General features: G+C 69.0%; 18 protein-coding genes. 10 read left to right on the plus strand and 8 right to left on the minus strand.

The features are described 5' to 3' along the window. Positions 1–14: 14 nt before the first annotated feature. Genes denD through BUR94_RS19300 form a run of 7 tightly spaced genes read right to left on the minus strand, consistent with a single transcriptional unit; the run spans position 15 to position 6,856 of the window. Complete coding sequence (gene denD, locus BUR94_RS19270; RefSeq protein ID WP_074258056.1) at positions 15–974, minus strand: D-erythronate dehydrogenase; 960 nt, start codon at positions 972–974, stop codon at positions 15–17. Beyond that, a complete protein-coding gene (locus tag BUR94_RS19275) occupies positions 971–1,873 on the minus strand; it encodes a sugar kinase (RefSeq protein WP_074258057.1) in 903 nt (300 codons plus the stop codon). The genes denD and BUR94_RS19275 overlap by 4 nt, the downstream gene beginning before the upstream one ends. Beyond that, a complete protein-coding gene (locus BUR94_RS19280) occupies positions 1,870–2,712 on the minus strand; it encodes an SMP-30/gluconolactonase/LRE family protein (RefSeq protein ID WP_074258058.1) in 843 nt (280 codons plus the stop codon). Before BUR94_RS19280 ends, BUR94_RS19275 begins: the two co-directional genes overlap by 4 nt. Then, positions 2,709–3,854 carry a fumarylacetoacetate hydrolase family protein gene (locus BUR94_RS19285; protein WP_074258059.1) on the minus strand — a complete coding sequence of 382 codons (1,146 nt, stop codon included), beginning with the start codon at positions 3,852–3,854 and terminating at the stop codon, positions 2,709–2,711. The genes BUR94_RS19280 and BUR94_RS19285 overlap by 4 nt, the downstream gene beginning before the upstream one ends. Further along, positions 3,838–5,235, minus strand: coding sequence for an FAD-binding oxidoreductase (locus BUR94_RS19290; protein ID WP_074258060.1), 1,398 nt, complete (start codon positions 5,233–5,235; stop codon positions 3,838–3,840). Before BUR94_RS19290 ends, BUR94_RS19285 begins: the two co-directional genes overlap by 17 nt. Next, a complete protein-coding gene (locus BUR94_RS19295) occupies positions 5,232–5,828 on the minus strand; it encodes a LysE family translocator (RefSeq protein WP_074258061.1) in 597 nt (198 codons plus the stop codon). The genes BUR94_RS19290 and BUR94_RS19295 overlap by 4 nt, the downstream gene beginning before the upstream one ends. Then, entirely contained in the window at positions 5,828–6,856 is a 1,029-nt protein-coding gene (locus BUR94_RS19300) for an L-idonate 5-dehydrogenase (RefSeq protein WP_074258062.1), read from the minus strand. The genes BUR94_RS19295 and BUR94_RS19300 overlap by 1 nt, the downstream gene beginning before the upstream one ends. 114 nt (positions 6,857–6,970) lie before the next feature. Between BUR94_RS19300 and BUR94_RS19305 the strand changes: the two genes are divergently transcribed. Together BUR94_RS19305 and BUR94_RS19310 are read left to right on the plus strand one after the other, a co-directional pair. After that, a complete protein-coding gene (locus BUR94_RS19305) occupies positions 6,971–7,723 on the plus strand; it encodes an SDR family oxidoreductase (protein WP_074258063.1) in 753 nt (250 codons plus the stop codon). 19 nt (positions 7,724–7,742) lie between these two features. Further along, positions 7,743–8,657: an NAD(P)-dependent oxidoreductase gene (locus BUR94_RS19310; protein WP_074258064.1), complete on the plus strand. Its 915-nt coding sequence runs from the start codon at positions 7,743–7,745 to the stop codon at positions 8,655–8,657. 589 nt (positions 8,658–9,246) lie between these two features. Here BUR94_RS19310 and BUR94_RS19315 read toward each other — a convergent pair. Beyond that, positions 9,247–10,818: a hypothetical protein gene (locus BUR94_RS19315; RefSeq protein ID WP_074258065.1), complete on the minus strand. Its 1,572-nt coding sequence runs from the start codon at positions 10,816–10,818 to the stop codon at positions 9,247–9,249. Between the two features lie 261 nt (positions 10,819–11,079). Between BUR94_RS19315 and rsfS the strand changes: the two genes are divergently transcribed. The 8 genes from rsfS (at position 11,080) to BUR94_RS19355 (ending at position 17,842) form a co-directional block, all read left to right on the plus strand. Next, positions 11,080–11,400, plus strand: coding sequence for a ribosome silencing factor (rsfS, locus tag BUR94_RS19320; RefSeq protein WP_245794664.1), 321 nt, complete (start codon positions 11,080–11,082; stop codon positions 11,398–11,400). A gap of 7 nt (positions 11,401–11,407) precedes the next feature. Beyond that, the gene (rlmH, locus tag BUR94_RS19325) at positions 11,408–11,878 is read left to right on the plus strand and encodes a 23S rRNA (pseudouridine(1915)-N(3))-methyltransferase RlmH (RefSeq protein WP_074258066.1); all 471 of its coding nucleotides are present in this window, start codon (positions 11,408–11,410) and stop codon (positions 11,876–11,878) included. A gap of 89 nt (positions 11,879–11,967) precedes the next feature. Further along, a complete protein-coding gene (gene gpmI, locus BUR94_RS19330) occupies positions 11,968–13,479 on the plus strand; it encodes a 2,3-bisphosphoglycerate-independent phosphoglycerate mutase (RefSeq protein WP_074258067.1) in 1,512 nt (503 codons plus the stop codon). Further along, positions 13,476–14,609 (plus strand): murein hydrolase activator EnvC family protein, encoded by a 1,134-nt coding sequence (locus tag BUR94_RS19335; RefSeq protein WP_074258068.1) that lies wholly within the window; start codon positions 13,476–13,478, stop codon positions 14,607–14,609. The genes gpmI and BUR94_RS19335 overlap by 4 nt, the downstream gene beginning before the upstream one ends. Before the next feature lie 4 nt (positions 14,610–14,613). Next, positions 14,614–15,969, plus strand: coding sequence for a S41 family peptidase (locus tag BUR94_RS19340; RefSeq protein WP_074258069.1), 1,356 nt, complete (start codon positions 14,614–14,616; stop codon positions 15,967–15,969). A gap of 100 nt (positions 15,970–16,069) precedes the next feature. Continuing rightward, the gene (locus tag BUR94_RS19345; protein ID WP_074258070.1) at positions 16,070–16,726 is read left to right on the plus strand and encodes an NYN domain-containing protein; all 657 of its coding nucleotides are present in this window, start codon (positions 16,070–16,072) and stop codon (positions 16,724–16,726) included. 127 nt (positions 16,727–16,853) lie between these two features. After that, the gene (locus BUR94_RS19350) at positions 16,854–17,345 is read left to right on the plus strand and encodes an RNA pyrophosphohydrolase (protein ID WP_074258071.1); all 492 of its coding nucleotides are present in this window, start codon (positions 16,854–16,856) and stop codon (positions 17,343–17,345) included. Next, positions 17,342–17,842: a hypothetical protein gene (locus BUR94_RS19355; RefSeq protein WP_074258072.1), complete on the plus strand. Its 501-nt coding sequence runs from the start codon at positions 17,342–17,344 to the stop codon at positions 17,840–17,842. Before BUR94_RS19350 ends, BUR94_RS19355 begins: the two co-directional genes overlap by 4 nt. Positions 17,843–17,884: the final 42 nt, after the last annotated feature.

The raw sequence follows: 17,884 nt of genomic DNA on the forward strand, positions 1-17,884 counted from the left end.
GGGCGACAACCGCCTCAGGGGCGGTCATCCTCGATGTAGTAGCGGATGTTGTCCTCGAAGCTGTCATCGGCGGACATGCCGAGGCGCAGCGCCTTTTCGGGGCGCAGGTCGAAGCGCCAGCCCTTCACGATCTGCCGGATCACCGGATCGTCGTTCCAGGTGATGAGCTTTGCCGGCTCGGGGCCTGCCACGGCGGTCATCGCGTCGATGCACTGGCGGATGGTCCACATCCGGCCGGGCAATTGCACGGCGCGGTTGGGGCCGAAATCCTCGGCCGGGATCTCGGCGCCGATGATGAGGTTCTCCACGCATTTGCGGGGGCTGAGGTAGTAGTGCGGGAAGCTGTCATCGACCGGGCAGTTGGCCGCCACGCCGTTCAGCGGCTCGCGGAAGATCGACGACATGAAGGAGGAGGCCGCCGCGTTGGGCTTGCCGGGGCGCACCGAGATGGTGGGCAGGCGGAAGGCGCGGCCGTCGATGAAGCCCTTGCGGGAGTAGTCGGTGACCATCATCTCGCCGATCGCCTTTTGCGCGCCGTAGGAGGTTTGCGGGTTCAGCGAGGAGAAATCGGTGATCGGGTCGGGCGTGTCGCCGCCGTAGACAGCCACGGACGACGAGAACACAACGACAGGCTTGGTGCCGAGCGCGCGGGCGCGTTCGAGTACGTTGATGGTGCCGTGCATGTTGATGTTCCAGCCGAGGTCGAACTCGGCCTCGGCCTGGCCGGAGACGATGGCGGCGAGGAGGTAGATGACATCGGTATCGGCGGCGATGGTGGCCGCCATCGAGGCCGGGTCGGTGATGTCGCATTTCACGGTGTCGACCGGGAAGGGGGCCTCGATCACGGTGGGGGCAACCACATCGGCCAGGGTGATGCGGGAGATTTCCTGCCCGCGCAGGGTGCCCCTGGCGGCGAGGGAGGTGGCGAGCTTTTGCCCGACGACGCCTGCGCCGCCGATGATGAGGATATTCATTTTGGGTCTCCCTGGAAGATGGATGGGACGAGCGCGCCGGGGGCGCGGATGACTTGTGCGGCGAGCCCCATGGCGGCGCGGGCCGCCTCTGCAGGCGGCTCCTCCAGCGCCAGGCCGGCAAGGAAGCGGGCGGCGAAGCTGTCGCCCGCCGCGGTGCTGTCGATCACCTTTTCGACCGGCTCGGCGGCGATCTCGGTGATGCCCTCGGGGGTTGCGAGGGTCAGCGCGCCGCCGCCGTTCTTGACCGCGATGATGGAGGCGCCGGACTCGCGGTAGCGGGCGACGGTGTGCTCGGGCGTGGGGTCGCCGAAGAGCGCGGTTTCCTCGTCGAAGGAGGGCAGCACGATGGAGGCGGCGGAGGCGCCCATGGTGAGGCCGCGTTTCATGTCGTCTTCGTTCTCCCAGAGGCGCGGGCGCAGGTTGGTGTCGAAGCTGACGGTGGCGCGGGAGGAGCGCAGGGCGTTGCAGAGGCGCACGCGCTGGTCGGGCGGGAGGATGGCCAGGGTGATGCCGGAGAAGTGGACCATCTGGGCCGAGCCGATGGTCTCGACCAGCCAGTTGGGATCGTCGGCCAGGAGTCGGGCGGCGGAGTGGCTGCGCCAGTAGGAGAAGCTGCGCTCGCCGTCCTTGGTGGCGATCATGTAGAGGCCGACGGTGCGCTCGGGGATCTCGCGCAGGATCGGCGTGACACGCTCGCGCGACATGAAGGCGGCCATCTCGGCGGAGGTGGCATCGGAGCCGGCGGCGGAGGCATAGGCCACGTCCCACTCGGGCGGCAGGCAGCGGCGGGCGTACCAGGCGGTGTTGAAGGTGTCGCCGGCGAAGCCGCGGCGGTAGGTGTCCGGCCCGGTCTGGGCCAGTTCGACCATGCATTCGCCGATGCAGAGGAGGCGGCTCACAGGATCACCCGATGTTCGGCCTGGCCGGTGGCCTCGGGGTCCAGCAGGTAGGTGCAGCCGTCTTCGGGCGCCGGGGCGGGATCGTTCTGGATGGCGGTGGTGACATAGAGCTGGTTCAGATCCTCGCCGCCGAAGGCCGGGCAGGTGGTGTTCTTGCCGGGCACGGGGAGGCTGCGCAGCTCGGTGCCGTCGGGGGCGTGGACGGTAACCTTGGCGTGGCCGTAGTGGGCGATCCAGAGGTTGCCCTGCGCGTCGCAGACCGCGCCGTCGGGGCGGTAGCTTTCAGCCGGCATGTTGCGCCAGAGTTCGGGCTCGCCCTTCGGCCAGCCGTGCTCGTCGAGCGCGACGCGCCAGATCTTGCCCTCGGGCGTGTCGGCGATCCAGGCGGTGGTGCCGTCGGGCGAGAAGCAGGTGGCGTTGGGGATCGTCCAGTTGCCCCAGAGCTGGCGCAGCTCGCCGCGGTAGTAGCGATAGTAGGCGCCCGCCCCGCGCTCCTTGGTGCAGCTCATGGTGCCGATCCAGAAGCCGCCCTGCGGGTCTGCCCGCCCGTCGTTGGCGCGGGTGCCCGGGATGTCGGCCTCGAGCGGGGTGATCTGCTCGCGGTCGCCGGTGACGAGGTTGAAGGTGAAGAGCGCGGTGTCGGAGGCGATCAGCAGGGTGTCGCGGTCGACCCAGCCGGCGGCGGAGACGAAGTGCCGGAACTCCCAGGTGAAGGTTTGCCCGCGCCGCTGGGTGTGCATGTGGTGCTTGTTGATGTCGAACCAGAAGAGCTCGCCCCGCTCCGGGTGCCAGAGCGGGCCTTCTCCGAGGTTGCATTGGGTGTCGTCGTAGAGGGTCATAGCAGGCCTCGTTGGGCAAGGTTGCGCATCAGGGCGGAGGTGCCGAAGGTCCACTCGGGGGCCTCGGTGGAGAGGCGGACGGTGTTGGTGAGCGTGCCGAGCAGCGGCGTGGAGATGGAGACGGTATCGCCCGGGTGGTGGGTGAAGCCCTGGCCGGGGGCGTCGCGGTCCTTCACCGGGGCGAACATGGTGCCGAGGTAGAGAAAGAAGCCGTCGGGATACTGGTGATGGCGGCCGATGGTCTGGCTCACGATGGAGGCCGGGTCGCGGGAGATTTTCTCCATGCTGGAGGAGCCTTCGAGGGTGAATCCGTCTTCGCCGGTCACGCTCATGGTGAGATGGGCCCGGCGCACGTCGTCCAGGGTGAACCTGTCGTCGAAGAGCCGCAGGAAGGGGCCGAGGGCGGCGGAGGCGTTGTTGTCCTTGGCCTTGCCCAGCAGCAGGGCGGAGCGGCCCTCGACGTCGCGCAGGTTCACGTCGTTGCCGAGCGTGGCACCGACGATCCTGCCGGCAGAGGAGACGGCGAGGACGACCTCGGGCTCGGGGTTGTTCCAGCTCGACATCGGGTGCAGGCCCACGGCGGCGCCCTGGCCCACGGCGGCCATCGGCTGGCACTTGGTGAAGACCTCGGCGTCGGGGCCGATGCCGACCTCGAGATACTGGCTCCAGAGGCCCTCCTGCTGGAGCACCTGCTTGACCGCCATGGCCTTGTCGCTGCCGGGCTCGATGCCCGAGAGGCTCTCGCCGATGTGGCTCTTGACGCGGGCGCGGATCTCCTCGGCGCGGTCCGCGTCGCCCGCGGCGCGCTCTTCGATCACCCGCTCGACCATCGACTCGGCGAAGGTGACGCCGGAGGCCTTGATGGCCTGAAGGTCTGCCGGCGCCAGGAGGCGGAGCGCATCGGGGCCGGCACGCTCGGTGGAGGCGGCGGCCAGCTCGTCGACGGTGCAGAGGAAGTTGCCGGGCGCGGAGCGGGCAACGTCGGCCGGACGCTCGGTTTCGAGCAGGGCCTGCATGGTGGGGATGGCCTTGGAGGAGATGTCGATCACCCGGTTGGCCTCGAGCCTCACGATGCAGGGGCCGGTGCCCGGTTTCCAGACACGGGCGGCCAGAACGGCCTGATCGCTATTCTGCGGCAGCATGGGGCACCTCGTTGGTTGGCGGCAGAAGTTTGCCGGGGTTGAGGATGTTCTTCGGGTCGAAGGCCTGCTTGATGGCGCGCATGTAGGTGAGCGCGGCGCCGTGCTCTTCGGCCATGTACTTCTGCTTGCCCAGGCCGATGCCGTGCTCGCCCGAGACCGTGCCGCCAAGGCGCAGCGCGGTGCGGGCCAGCGCGCCGGTGAAGGCCTCGGCGCGGTGCATCTCGTCGGCGTCGGCGGGGTCGACGCTGACGCCCGCGTGGAAGTTGCCGTCGCCGACATGGCCGACGATGGTGGAGGTGAGGCCAAGCGCCACGGCGTCTTTCTGGGCCTGGAGCACGGCCTCGGCCAGCCGCGAGATCGGCACGCAAACGTCGGTGGGCCAGAGGTGCTTGCCCTTGCCGAGCGCGGCGGAGGCGTAATGCGCCTTGTGGCGCATGGTCCAGAGCGCGGTGCGCTCCTCGGCCTTTTCGGCCACCTGCCAGCCCGAGGCGCCGAAGTCCTCGGCGATCATGCCGAAGGTTCCGGCCTGTTCGACCACGCCGGCGGGGGTGCCGTGGAACTCGAGAAAGAGATGCGGAACCTCGGGCAGGCCCGCGCCGGAATGGGCGTTGAAGCCCTTCACCATCATCTCGTCGAGCAATTCGATGCGGGCCATCGGCAGGCCCGACTGGATGGTGGCGATGACGCAGTTGACGGCGTTCTCGACGCTGTCGAAGCGGCATGTGGCGGCGGACGTGGCCTCGGGGATGCCCTGAAGGCGCAGGGTCAGCTCGGTGATGATGCCGAGCGTGCCCTCGGAGCCGATCAGCAGGTGGGTGAGGTCGTAGCCGGTGGAGCTTTTGCGGGCCTGCGTGCCGGTGCGGATGATCGTGCCATCGGCCATGACCGCCTCCAGCGCGAGGATGTTCTCGCGCATGGTGCCGTAGCGCACGGCGGTGGTGCCCGAGGCGCGGGTGGCCGCCATACCGCCGATGGAGGCATCGGCGCCCGGATCGACCGGGAACATCAGGCCGGTGGCGCGCAGCTCCTCGTTGAGCCTGAGCCTCGTGATGCCGGGCTGGACGGTGCAGTTGAGGTCTTCGGCGCGGACCTCGAGCACCGTCGCCATGCGGTTCATGTCGAGGGAGAGGCCGCCGGAGGTGCAGAGGTGCTGGCCTTCGAGCGAGGAGGCGGCGCCGTAGGGGACGACGGGGCAGGCCTCCTCGTGGCAGATGCGCAGGATCCGGCTGACCTCCTCGGTGGTCTCGGGGAAGGCCACGGCATCTGGCGGGGTGTCGGGGTAATAGGTTTCGTTCTGGCCATGCTGGTCGCGCACTGCCCCGGTGGTAACGAGGCGGTCGCCGAGGAAGGCGAGGCGGGTGATGGCCTTGGCAATGGTCATTTGAGGAAGCTCGCGTAGAGGGCGAGGGCGACCACGGCCAGCAGCGAGGCGGCCATGGCGTAGTTGATCTTGCGGTGGGCGCTCTCGGGCAGGTTGAGGCGGTGCAGCGTGGCCCCGGCCCAGAGCCAGCCGAGGTGGACGGGAATCCAGACGGCGTTGAGGATCAGCACCTTGGCCACGGTCTCCAGCACGAGATTGTCGGGCAGGAAGGGGAAGCCCGCGTAGAGCGCGGTGTTCACGGCATAGGCCTTGGGATTGATGGTTTGCAGCAGCACGCCGTTCAGCATGCCGGGCGCGGTCTTGGCCTCGACGAAGGCGATCTTGCTGCCGGCGAAGGCGATCTTGGCGGCGAGGTAGCACAGGTAGGCCACCGAGGCGACGGTGAGCACGATGCGGATGGCGGGCACCGAGAGCACCACGGCGGCCAGCCCGGTGATGACGGCGAGGCCCACCAGATTGTTGCCGATGAAGAGGCCGGTGACATAGCGCAGGCCGGGCCGGAACCCGAAGCCCGAGCCGACGCCAGCGGTTGTCAGCACGCCCGGGCCGGGGGTGATGATGAGGAAGACGACGGCGGCGAAGAAGGTGAACATCAGAACTCGAGCTGCACTTTCATCGCGCGGGACTTGTCGGAGGCCGTGGTGAAGGCTTGCGCGTAGTCGGCCAGCGGGAAGCTGTGGGTGATGAGCGGGGCCACGTCGATCAGGCCCTTCTGCATGAGGGCGACCGCGATGGCGAATTCCTCGTGGAAGCGGAAGGAGCCCTTGAGCGAGAGCTCCTTGGCGGTGACCTGCATCATCGGCACCGACATGTCGCCGGAGAGGCCGAGCTGCACCAGCGTGCCGCGCGGGCGCAGGGCGGAGATGCAGGCGGCCAGCGCCTGGGGCGCGCCGGAACATTCGATGGCGGCATCGAACGTGCCTTTGTTCGCCGTGTAGGGGGCGAGCGCCTCTGGGTCTTCGGCCGTGTTCAGCGTGAGGTCGGCGCCGGAGGTGGCGGCGGCGGCCAGCGCCGGGGCGGCGATATCGGTTGCCACGATTTCGGCCGCCCCGGCGCGGCGAGCGGCGAGGATGCAGAGCTGACCGATCGGGCCGCAGCCGGTGACGAGCACGCGCTTGCCCAACAGGTCGCCGGCCTGGCGCGTGGCGTGGAGGCAGACGGCCAGCGGCTCGGCCATGGCGGCCTCGGCGGCGGAGAGGCCCACGGCCTTCACGCATTGGGAGGCCATCGCCACCAGCTCCTCGCGGAAGGCGCCCTGGATATGCGGGAAGGGCATGGCGGAGCCGTAGAAGCGCATGTTCAGGCATTGGTTGGGCAGCCCGCGCAGGCATTGGGCGCAGGCGCCGCAGGGCCGCGATGGGCTGACGGCGACGAGATCGCCCAGGGCGAGACCCACGACGCCCTCGCCGAGCGCGGTGATCGTGCCTGACACCTCGTGGCCGAGGATCATCGGCTCGCGCAGCTTGACCGTGCCGAAGCCGCCGTTGTGGTAGTAGTGCAGGTCGGAGCCGCAGATGCCGCCGCGCGACATGCGCAGGGCAACCTCGCCCGGCCCGGGGGAAATGGCTTCGCAGTCCTCGAGGCGCAGATCATGCGCCCCATGGGCAAACAGCGCCTTCATGGGCGTGGCTCCTCCCTGGGTGGGGCGGTTGCAACGCGCCCCAAATGGTATACCATTTGCATGAAGGCTCGGCCCCGGAATGTCAATGCGGGGGGTCGGCGCGTGGGAGGACTTATGACTATTTTCGATCTGACCGGGCGGCGTGCGCTCGTCACCGGCTCGTCCATGGGCATTGGCGCGGCGCTGGCCAAGGGGCTGGCGGCGGCCGGGGCCTCGGTGGTGCTGAACGCGCGCAACGCCGAGCGGCTGGAAGCCGAGGCGGAGGCGATGCGGGCCACGGGAGCGGAGGTCGATACCCTGGCCTTCGACGTGACCGATGCGGCGGCGGTACGCGCGGCGGTGGAGGGCTATGGCAAGCCGCTCGACATCCTGGTGAACAACGCGGGCATGCAGCATCGCGGGCCGCTGGAGGAGTTCGAGCCCGAGGCCTTCGACCGGCTGATGCGGACCAACGTGAACAGCGCCTTTTACGTGGGGCAGGCGGTGGCGCGTGGGATGATCGCACGCGGCAAGGGCAAGATCATCAACATCGCCTCGGTGCAGACCCTGCTCGCCCGGCCCGGCATCGCGCCCTACACCGCGAGCAAGGGGGCGATTGCCAACCTGACCAAGGGTATGGCGACCGACTGGGCGAAATACGGGCTGAACTGCAACGCGATCGCGCCGGGCTACTTTGACACGCCGCTGAACGCGGCACTGGTGGCGGATCCGGAGTTCAGCGCCTGGCTCGAGAAGCGCACGCCCGCCGGGCGCTGGGGCAAGGTGGAAGAGCTGGTGGGGGCCTGCGTGTTCCTGGCCAGTGACGCGGCCAGTTTCGTGAACGGGCACACGCTTTTCGTGGACGGCGGGATCACCGCGAGTCTGTAGGATTTCCAGGGAGGACAGAATGGCAGACAAACCGACCGTCGGGTTCATCGGCGTGGGATTCATGGGCCACGGGATGGCCAAGAACATCCTGAAGGGCGGCTACCCGCTGGTGGTGAAGGGCAACCGCAACCGCACGCCGGTGGAGAGCCTGCTGGGCATGGGGGCGACGGAAGCGGCCTCGCCCCGCGAGATGGCCGAGCAATGCGGGATCATCCACATCTGCCTCGGCAACTCCCCGCAGGTGGAGGCGGTATTTCACGGGCCGGACGGGATTCTGGCCGGGGCACGCGAGGGGCTGATCGTGGTGGAGTGCTCTACCGCCGACCCGGTGAGCACGATGAAACTGGCGGCAGAGCTCGAAGCAAAGGGCGGCCGACTTGTGGATGCGCCGCTGGGCCGCACGCCGAAGGAGGCAGAGGAGGGCACGCTGGATGCGATGGTGGGGGCGGATGACGAGAGCTTTGCTCGCGTGCTGCCGGTGATCGAGTGCTGGGCGGGCAACATCAACCACCTCGGGCCCACGGGCAACGGCCACAAGATGAAGCTGCTGATGAACTTCATCTCGATGGGCTATGCCGCGCTGTTTGCCGAGGCCACCGTGCTTGGCGCCGCCGTGGGGATTGCGCCTAGCCAGGTGCGGAAGGTGATCGGCGGCTCGCGGCTCTCGAACGGGTTCTTCGAGACCTTCATGCGGGGCTGCGTGGGGCGCGAGGCGGAGGTGCACAAGTTCACCATCCAGAACGCCAACAAGGATTTGCGCTACGTGAACTCGATGGCCGCCGATGCCGGGGTGGTCAACGTGGTGGCCAGCGCGGTGCGGCACTACTTCAACCATGTCGAGGCGATCGGGAAGGGCGGCGATTTCGTGCCTTTCGTGACCGACCACGTGGCCCGGCTGAACGGGATGGACATGGAAGCGGAGGCGAAGAAATAGGCGGCGCCGCGCCCTGCCGGCCGCGTGCCGGTTGGCGCGGGCTTGGAGTTTTCAGCCCGGGGCGGCAGGGGCGCTAACCCGATATTAAGGTTAACGCGCCATGATCGCCTCACGGTACAGGCTGGGAAGCCGATGACCGTGCAAGGAAATTCCCCACCGTCGCTGATTCTGGGCCGTCCCGGCGGTGGGGTTCCGGTGATGGGTTGACCGAACTTGCGGCGGTTTGGCGCGCGTGATGCGGTGGCGTGCGGTGGCGACTCGGGCGCCAGCGCCCAAGGTTTGCCGGTCGGACCGACGCCAGGCCTCGGTCCGAAGGCGCAGGGCCTGGTTCATTTTGTTGCTCCAAGTATCCCAGACTGCCGGTGTCGCCCGCGCACCCGTGCAGAATGGGTCGCTCCGGGTGGAGAAGGGATTTCAACGGTCCTGTAACGATCGCCCGGTGCGGAAAGCCCCACTCCCGGCGCGGAAAGGATCGGCCTGGGGCCGCAAGGACCGCCCCGCCCGCCGCACGGGCGCGCGACGGCCTGCGCCGCTGCCGCGCAATCGACCCAGCGCGGCACAATCGACCGCGCGCCGCTCGGGTCGGGGCCTAGTCGCGGCGGATCACGCCGGTCAGAGCTGCGGCGGCGAGGGCGGTGACGATCCAGCCCAGCCCCTTGGCGAACCACCGCAGCCCCCAACCGACCCGGCCCCAGGGCGAGCGCGAGGTGGAGGGGGCCCAGGCCTCCTCCTGCCCGAAGTTCACCAGCGGGATCACGAGGTCGGCGGCATAGGCCAGCGAGGAGAAGGTCTCCCAGTCCTGGCCGGCCTGTCCCGGCTGGCTCCAGAAGGCGCCCGGTGCCTCGGGGTGGGTCCGGGTGGCCTCGATCCAGGGCGCGGAGGTGAGGATCGGCGCGGCGTTGGGGGTCATGTCGCCTGCGTTCCAGGTGACCTGGTAGAAGGCGGCGAGCCCGGCGATCAGCACCACGGCCAGGGCGACCGAGCGGCCCGGGCGGTAGCCGTAGCCCACGGTGAAACGCAGAACCACGTCGGAGAGCCACATCATCAGCCAGCGCGCTCCGAGGCCCGAGGTCTCGGCGCGGAGCCGGCGGTTCTCGGCCCTGAGCAGCCGCTCCTTGACCATCAGCACGGTCTGGGCGTCGCCCCTGTGGCCCATGCGCCCCAGCACATAGGCCAGTTGCTCGTAGGGCTGGGCATTGAAGCTCAGCCCCTCGGGCCGCCGCGCCAGCCAGGCCAGCCGCTCGGTGGGGCGGGTATCGGCATGGCGGGAGAAGTCAGAGTAGCGGAAGCCGTCGAGCCGCAGGGGGTAGGCGGCCCCGGGGCCGGTGGGCTCGTCCTTGAAGCGTGCGACCTCGGCCCCCGCGAGGTTGACCACGCGGGTGATCGCGTTGTGCTGGAAATAAAGGATGCCGCCGATGCGGGCGCGGGCGAGTGACACCGCGATGTCGGCGCCATGCTCCTCCGTCGCCCCGAAGGCTGCGTGGCCCAGCGGCTCGGCGGGCAGCTCGATGGCGCAGTGGGTCACGAAGCAGTCATGGTCGATCCGGGCGGAGGAGAAGAACAGCGCGCCGCGGCAGGCGAGCGTGGTCTCGCCCTCGGCATAGGGGTAGTTGCCGAGAAACACCGAGCCTTCGACCCGCAGCGAGGGGGCGAAGACCGCATCCTGCCCGCCGCCGTCGATGGTGACGCCGCAGAGCTGGAGGTCGCCGCCGATCCGCGCGCCGGAGAGGCCGATCTCGCCCTCCACCCGGCTCTCGCCGCGCAGGTAGACCGAGCCCGAGAAGCGGGCGTTGTCGGCGGTGATCGCCCGCAGGGTGCAGCCTGAGAGGTGCAGCCCGCGCAGGGCGGCGTTGACGAGGTTCATCTCGCCGTCGATCCGGCAGGCGGAGAGGGTGATGTCGAGCGGGCAGTCGGTGCCTTGCAGATCGAGCGCGCCGGAGATGCGGGCGCCGCGCAGGCGCAGGCCCTTGGGGTTGACCGGGTGGTCGGGCAGCCCCAGCAGCAGCTCGCGCAGGAGCGCGGCGCGCAGGCTCACCGCCTCGCCCGCATCGGCCGGGGGCAGCATGCCGTCGCCCAGCGTGACCCGGTCGGGCCCGGCACAGGCCGCGAGCAGTTTTTCTTCTGCCACGGTGAGCGGGGAGAATGCGTTGAGCGCCGTCATGGGGCGACGTTGCCACCCGCCGCCGGGGGCGTAAAGCAACGATCCGCCGGGCGGCGGACGGGCGTTGCGACCCTGCGTCATGAAACATTGATGCAGGCCCGGCCCGGTGCTACCTTTGGGGCAGGCCCGGCGCCGGGGCTGCACAGGCGCGCAACCGTGGAGGACCATCTCCTGACTCACTCTTCGGAGGCCGCCGTCCAGCATACGGCAGGCAACGCGCCCCATCCGGGTGCACACAAAGGCGACACCGGCGGAAAGGCCCTGCTCGCACACATCCTCTCATCGCTCGAAGACGACAAGGCCGAGGAGATCGTGACGATCGACCTCGCCGGCAAGTCGACGATCGCCGATCACATGGTGATCTGCTCGGGCCGCTCCAGCCGCCAGGTCGGTGCCATTGCCGAAAAGCTGGTGGACCGGCTGAAGCAGGCGTTCGGCACGAGCTGCAAGATCGAGGGCAAGGATGCGGGCGACTGGGTGCTGATCGACACCGGCGACGTGATCGTTCACGTCTTCCGCCCGGAGGTTCGCGACTTCTACCAGCTCGAGAAGATGTGGCAGCCGGTCACCGCGACCGCCTGACGCCGCCTTGAAGCTGACCATTCTCGCCATCGGGCGGCTTCGCGCCGGCCCGGAGAAGCTCCTAATCGACGATTACATGGACCGCGCCGGCAAGACGGGGCGCGCGCTTGCGCTCGGCCCGGCCACGGTGGTGGAACTGGAGGACAAGCGCGGCGGAGGCAAGCCGGCGGAGGCGGAGCTCCTGCGCCGCGCGGTGCCGCCGGGTGCGGTGGTGGTGGCGATGGACGAGCGCGGCAAGGTGCTCAGCTCGCCCGGCTTCGCCGGCCAACTGGCGAAATGGCGTGATACCGGCCGCCCCGAGGTGGTGCTGATGATCGGCGGGGCCGACGGGCTGGACCCGGCCCTGGTGGCCGAGGCGGACTTTGCCCTGAGCTTCGGCAAGATGGTCTGGCCGCACATGCTGGCGCGGGTGATGCTGGCCGAGCAGCTCTACCGGGCGGTCTCGATCCTGGCGGGCACGCCCTACCACCGGGAGTAGCCCGGAACCACGGCCGGAGCTGCGCTCCCCGTTCCCCCTGACGCCACTCTGCGTTAGAACCCCCCCAGCAACCCGAAGGAGCCCCCCCCATGCCCAAGCCTGTTGTCCTTTGCATTCTCGATGGCTGGGGCCTTGGCGACGGCGGCCCCGGCGATGCCCCGGCCCTGGCGCGGACCCCCGTGATGGACCGGCTGATGGCGACATGCCCGCATGCCACGCTCACCACCTTCGGCCCCGACGTGGGGCTGCCCACGGGGCAGATGGGCAACTCGGAGGTGGGCCATACCAACATCGGGGCAGGGCGCGTCGTGGCGATGGACCTGGGCCAGATCGACCTGGCCATCGAGGACGGCAGCTTCGCCGAGAACGAGGGGTTGGGCGCCTTCATCGCCGCCCTGAAGGCATCCGGCGGCACGGCGCATCTGGCGGGGCTGGTCTCGCCGGGCGGGGTGCACAGCCACCAGAGCCACATGATCGCCGCCGCCCGCGCCATTGCCGCCGCGGGTGTGCCGGTGGCGATCCACGCGCTGACGGACGGGCGCGACGTGGCGCCGAAGTCGGCCGATGGCTACATCGCCGAGACCGAGAAGGCCCTGCCGGAGGGCGCGCGGTTCGTCACCGTTTCGGGGCGTTACTACGCGATGGACCGCGACAACCGCTGGGACAGGGTCTCGAAGGCTTACGAGGCCATCTTGCATGGCAAGGGCGAGGCGGGCGAGAGCGCAACAGGGACCGTCACCGCGGCCTATGCCGCCGACAAGACCGACGAGTTCATCCTGCCCACGGTGCTGCCCGGCTACGCGGGCATGACGGATGGCGACGGCCTCTTTTTCCTCAACTTCCGCGCCGACCGCGCCCGCGAGATCCTGCGGGCCATCGGCGAGCCGGGGTTCGCGGAGTTCGACCCGGGCACGCGGCCCCGGCTCGCCGCGCTGCTCGGGATGGTCGAATACTCCGAAGGCCACAATGCCTACATGACCACCTGTTTCCCGCCACGCGACATCCGCAACACGCTGGGGGCCTGGGTGGCCAGGCACGGGCTGACGCAGTTTCACATCGCGGAGACGGAGAAGTACCCGCACGTCACCTTCTTCCTGAACGGTGGCAAGGAGGACCCGGAGCCGGGCGAGGACCGCTACATGCCGAAGTCGCCCGATGTGGCGACCTATGACATGAAGCCCGAGATGAGCGCGCCGGAGGTGTCGGAGCGACTCGTGGCGGCGATCGAGAAGGGCTACGACTTCATCGTCGTGAACTTCGCCAATCCCGACATGGTGGGCCACACCGGCGTGATCGAGGCTGCCGTGGCCGCCTGCGAGGCGGTCGACACCGGGCTGGGCAAGGCGCTGGACGCGCTGGAGAAGGCGGGCGGAGCGATCATCGTAACCGCAGACCACGGCAATTGCGACATGATGATCGACCCCGAGACCGGCGGCCCGCACACGGCGCACACGCTGAACCCGGTGCCGGTGGTGATCTACGGCGCGCCGGAGGGGGCCCGTGTGGCCGAGGGGCGGCTGGCCGACCTTGCGCCGACCGTGCTGGAGCTGATGGGGCTGCCGCAGCCCGAGGAAATGACCGGAAAGAGCCTGTTGCGATGATCCGGGCCGCGCTTCTGGCGCTCGCTCTCGCGGCACCGGCCACGGCCCAGCAGACCGACCCTGCAAGCATTGCCGTGGAGGCGGCCTCGCTGCTGACCAAGGCGGCGGCGGCGCTGCAGGAGGCCGAGACACGGGCCGACCGGGTGGAGGCGCTGACCCGCACGGTGCGGGCCTATGAGACGGGTCTTTCGGCGCTGCGCACCGGGCTGCGCCAGGCGGCGATCCGCGAGGGCGCGCTGCGCGCCACGCTGGAGGCGCGGGAGGCGGAGGTGAGCCGCCTGCTCGGCGTGCTCTCGACGATGGAACGCTCGCCCGCGCCGTTGCTGCTGCTGCACCCCAGTGGCCCCGCAGGCACCGCGCGGGCAGCGATGATCCTCGGGGCGGTCACGCCCGGCCTGCAGGCCGAGGCCGCGGCGCTGCGGGCGCAGGTGGAGGAGATCGCGCTGTTGCAGGTGTTGCAGGAGAGCGCGGGCGAGACGCTGGAGGAGGGGTTGCGCGGGGCGCAGGAGGCGCGGCTGGCCCTGACCCAGGCGATCGACGAGCGCACCGACCTGCCGCGCCGCTACGTGGAAGACCCGACCCGGCTGCGGCAGCTGCTCGAGACCTCCGACACGCTCGCGGCCTTCGCGGGGGGGCTGGCCGAGATCGACGGCGACACCGCGCCCGAGGATGCCGCATTCGAGGCGCAGAAAGGCACGCTGGCGTTGCCCGGCCCGGCCACGGTGATCCGCCGCTACGAGGAGCCCGATGCCGCCGGGATTGCCCGGCCCGGCCTTCTGCTGGCGCTCTATCCGGGCACGCTGCTGACGGCCCCCGCAGCCGCCACGATCCGCTACACGGGGCCGCTTCTCGACTACGGAAACGTGATGATCCTTGAGCCCGCGCCCGACACTCTGTTGGTGCTTGCCGGGATGGAAACTGTCTATGGTGAAGCCGGCCAGATCGTGGCCGCGGGGGCGCCGCTCGGGCTGATGGGCGGCCAGACCCTGGGCACGGCAGCCGGAGAATTTGCCCGAGACCCCGCGCGGGAGGCTGGTGCAGAGCGCAGCGAAACGCTCTATATGGAGCTGAGACAAGGCGAGGCGCCGGTGGACCCCACCGACTGGTTCGCCGCGACAAAGGATGGATGATGGCATGAAGAAATTCGCGATGGCCGCGCTGGGCGGCACGCTGGCGGGGGTGCTGCTGAGCACCCAGATCGCCGGGCCCCTGATCGCTCAGGAAACCGACCGCAACGCCTCGATCTACGAGCAGCTCGACCTGTTCGGCGACATCTTCGAGCGGATCCGCGCCCAATACGTGGAAGAGGTCGACGAGAAGGAGCTGATCGAAGCGGCCATCAACGGCATGCTCACCTCGCTCGACCCGCATTCCTCCTACCTTTCGCCCGACGACGCCGCCGACATGCGGGTGCAGACCCGTGGCGAGTTCGGCGGGCTCGGGATCGAGGTGACGCAGGAAGAGGGCTTCGTGAAGGTCGTCTCCCCGATCGACGACACCCCTGCCGACGAGGCCGGAATCGAGGCGGGCGACTTCATCACCCATGTCGACGGCGAGTCGGTTCTGGGCCTCACGCTCGACGACGCGGTGGAGCTGATGCGCGGGCCGGTGGGCTCGGAGATCGTCATCACTGTGGTCCGCGAAGGGGTCGCCGAGCCCTTCGACGTCACCATCGTGCGCGACACCATCAAGCTCACCGCCGTGCGCACCCGCACCGAGGGCAAGTCGGTCGTGCTGCGGATCACCACCTTCAACGACCAGACCTACCCCAACCTCGAAGAGGGCCTGAAGAAGGCCGTCGAAGAGGCCGGCGGCATGGAGGCGATCAACGGCATCGTGCTTGATCTGCGCAACAACCCGGGCGGTTTGCTGACCCAGGCGATCAAGGTCTCCGACGCCTTCCTCGACAAGGGCGAGATCGTCAGCACGCGGGGCCGGCAGGCCTCTGACGGCGACCGGTTCAACGCCACGGCGGGCGACCTGGCCGAGAGCAAGCCGATCGTGGTGCTGATCAACGGCGGCTCCGCCTCGGCCTCCGAGATCGTGGCCGGCGCCCTGCAGGACCACCGCCGCGCCATCGTGGTGGGCACCAAGAGCTTTGGCAAAGGCTCGGTGCAGACGGTCATGCCGCTCAAGGGCGACGGGGCGATGCGCCTGACCACGGCGCGCTATTACACGCCGTCGGGCCGCTCGATCCAGGCGCTGGGCGTTTCGCCCGACATCATCGTGGAGCAGCCCCGGGTCGATCCGACGGCCACCGAGGAGGACGAGGACGACTCGGCCGCCCGCCGCTCGCGGTCGGAGGCCGACCTGCGTGGCGCGATCAGCAACGACAGCCTCTCCGAGGACGAGATCCGGCAGATCGAGGAAGAGCGCGCCGAGGCCGAGAAATCGGCCGAGCTGCGCGAGGAGGACTATCAGCTGGCCTATGCCATCGACCTGCTGAAAGGCCTGCACGCCCTCGAGCCGGGCGACGCCCCGGCGGAGTGAGACCTGCCAAGGGAATGACGAAAGGGCGGCCCCAGGGTCGCCCTTTTTCGTTTCGTGACCGTGCCCCACTTTCGCCACTGCCTGCGCTCAGACTCGGCGCATGTGTAACGAGTCGAACCCCGCCCGCGCCGCCCTGCTGATCGACGGGGACAACATCAGCGCCACCCATGCCGCGCAATTGCTTGCTGCGGCACCAGATGCGGCGGTCGCACGGGTCTATGCCGACCCGACGCACCAGAAAGGCTGGGCTACCCAGTCCGCTTTCGAGTTGCGAGGCGTGGAGCAAGGCAAGAACGCCGCCGACATCCTGCTAGTGATTGAAGCGATGGAACTAGCCCTCGCCGGAGGCGTCACACGCATGACCATTGCCAGCTCCGATGCCGATTTCCGGTCGCTCGCCCTCCGCTTGCGCGCTATGGGCTGCATAGTGACAGGATGTGGTACACTTGGAACCCCCGAGAGTTTTCGCAAAGCGTGCACCCGCTTTGTGTATCTGGTCGACCTGGGACCGGTCGTCCCCACGGAGGCGCCTCCTCCAGGCTCGAACGAATTCAATGCATTGCTTGGCTTGCTGATCCGAGAGGCTGGCCCGGACGGAATGCGTTTGTCCGATCTCGGAACTTACATGTTGAGGCATCACGCCGTCACCAAGAGCATGCTCCCCCAGGGTGGATGGCATCTCTACCTGGAAGCGCAAGGCGGGCTGTTCTCGATCAACAATGCCGACGGACCTGCCAGGGTCGCCACAAGCTCCTGAAGGCTCCGCTTTCCAAGTTCTGCTTCAGGACGCTCTCTGGAGAGTCGGCAGCACTCACCCAACTGGGTCCCGCCACTCTCCAACGCGCGCTATTGAATAACCGCCCTGCCTCGCTCTAACTCCCGGCATGACCAAGCCCCTGCCCGACCCCGACTCGCTTCCTTATCGCCCCTGCGTGGGTGTCATGCTGCTCAACCGCGATGGACATGTGTTCACTGGTCAGCGGATCGACAGTGCGGTGCCGGCCTGGCAGATGCCGCAGGGCGGGCTGGACAAGGGGGAGGACCATCGCACGGCGGCGCTGCGCGAGCTGGAGGAGGAGACGGGGATTTCGGCCGACAGGGTCGAGATCATCGCCGAGACCGCCGAGCCGGTGCGTTACGATCTGCCGCCGGAGCTGTTGGGAAAGGTCTGGAAGGGCAAGTATCGCGGGCAGGAACAGCACTGGGTGCTGATGCGTTTTCTGGGAGAGGACGCCGAGGTGAACCTTGCCACCGAGCACCCGGAGTTCTCGGAGTGGCGCTGGCTGCCCGGCGCCGAGCTGGTGGCAAACATCGTGCCGTTCAAGCGGTCGGTCTACGAGGCCGTTGTGGCGGAGTTTCAGGAGTATCTCGAATGAAGACCCTTGCTGCCGCCTTTGCCTTCGGGGCCGCGCTTGCCCCGGCGCTTCCGGTGGCCGCGCTCTCGTGCCTGCCGGCCGATCCGGTGCGGATCTACACGCAGGCGCGGGATGCCGAGGCGCGCTATCGCATCGTCCATGGCACGCTGACGGCGCAGCAGACCATCCGGAAGCACAAGCAGGACATGACCCGCACCACACCCCCCAAGCCGATCCGGGTGAAGGCGCGGCTGCAGGGGATGCAGCTGGGGCAGGGCGGGTTTGCCACGCCGATCGACCTGCCGGTGACGGTGGAGATGGTCTGCTACGGCCCGTGGTGCGGCAACTGGCCGGGGGCCGGGCAGATGCTGATGTCGGTAGAGGAGCAGAAGGGCGGACAGCTGGTGGTGACGGCGGACCCCTGCCTGAGCCAGATCTATGCCAAGCCGACGCGGCAGGAGCTGGACCGGGTGGTGCGTTGCCACCGGGCCGGGCGCTGCCCGACCGAGATGCGCTAGCCCGGCGCGGCTCGGCGCGCGTTCGTGCTTTTCCGCACATGC

It is taken from the genome of Vannielia litorea, assembly GCF_900142295.1.
Lineage (GTDB): Bacteria > Pseudomonadota > Alphaproteobacteria > Rhodobacterales > Rhodobacteraceae > Vannielia > Vannielia litorea.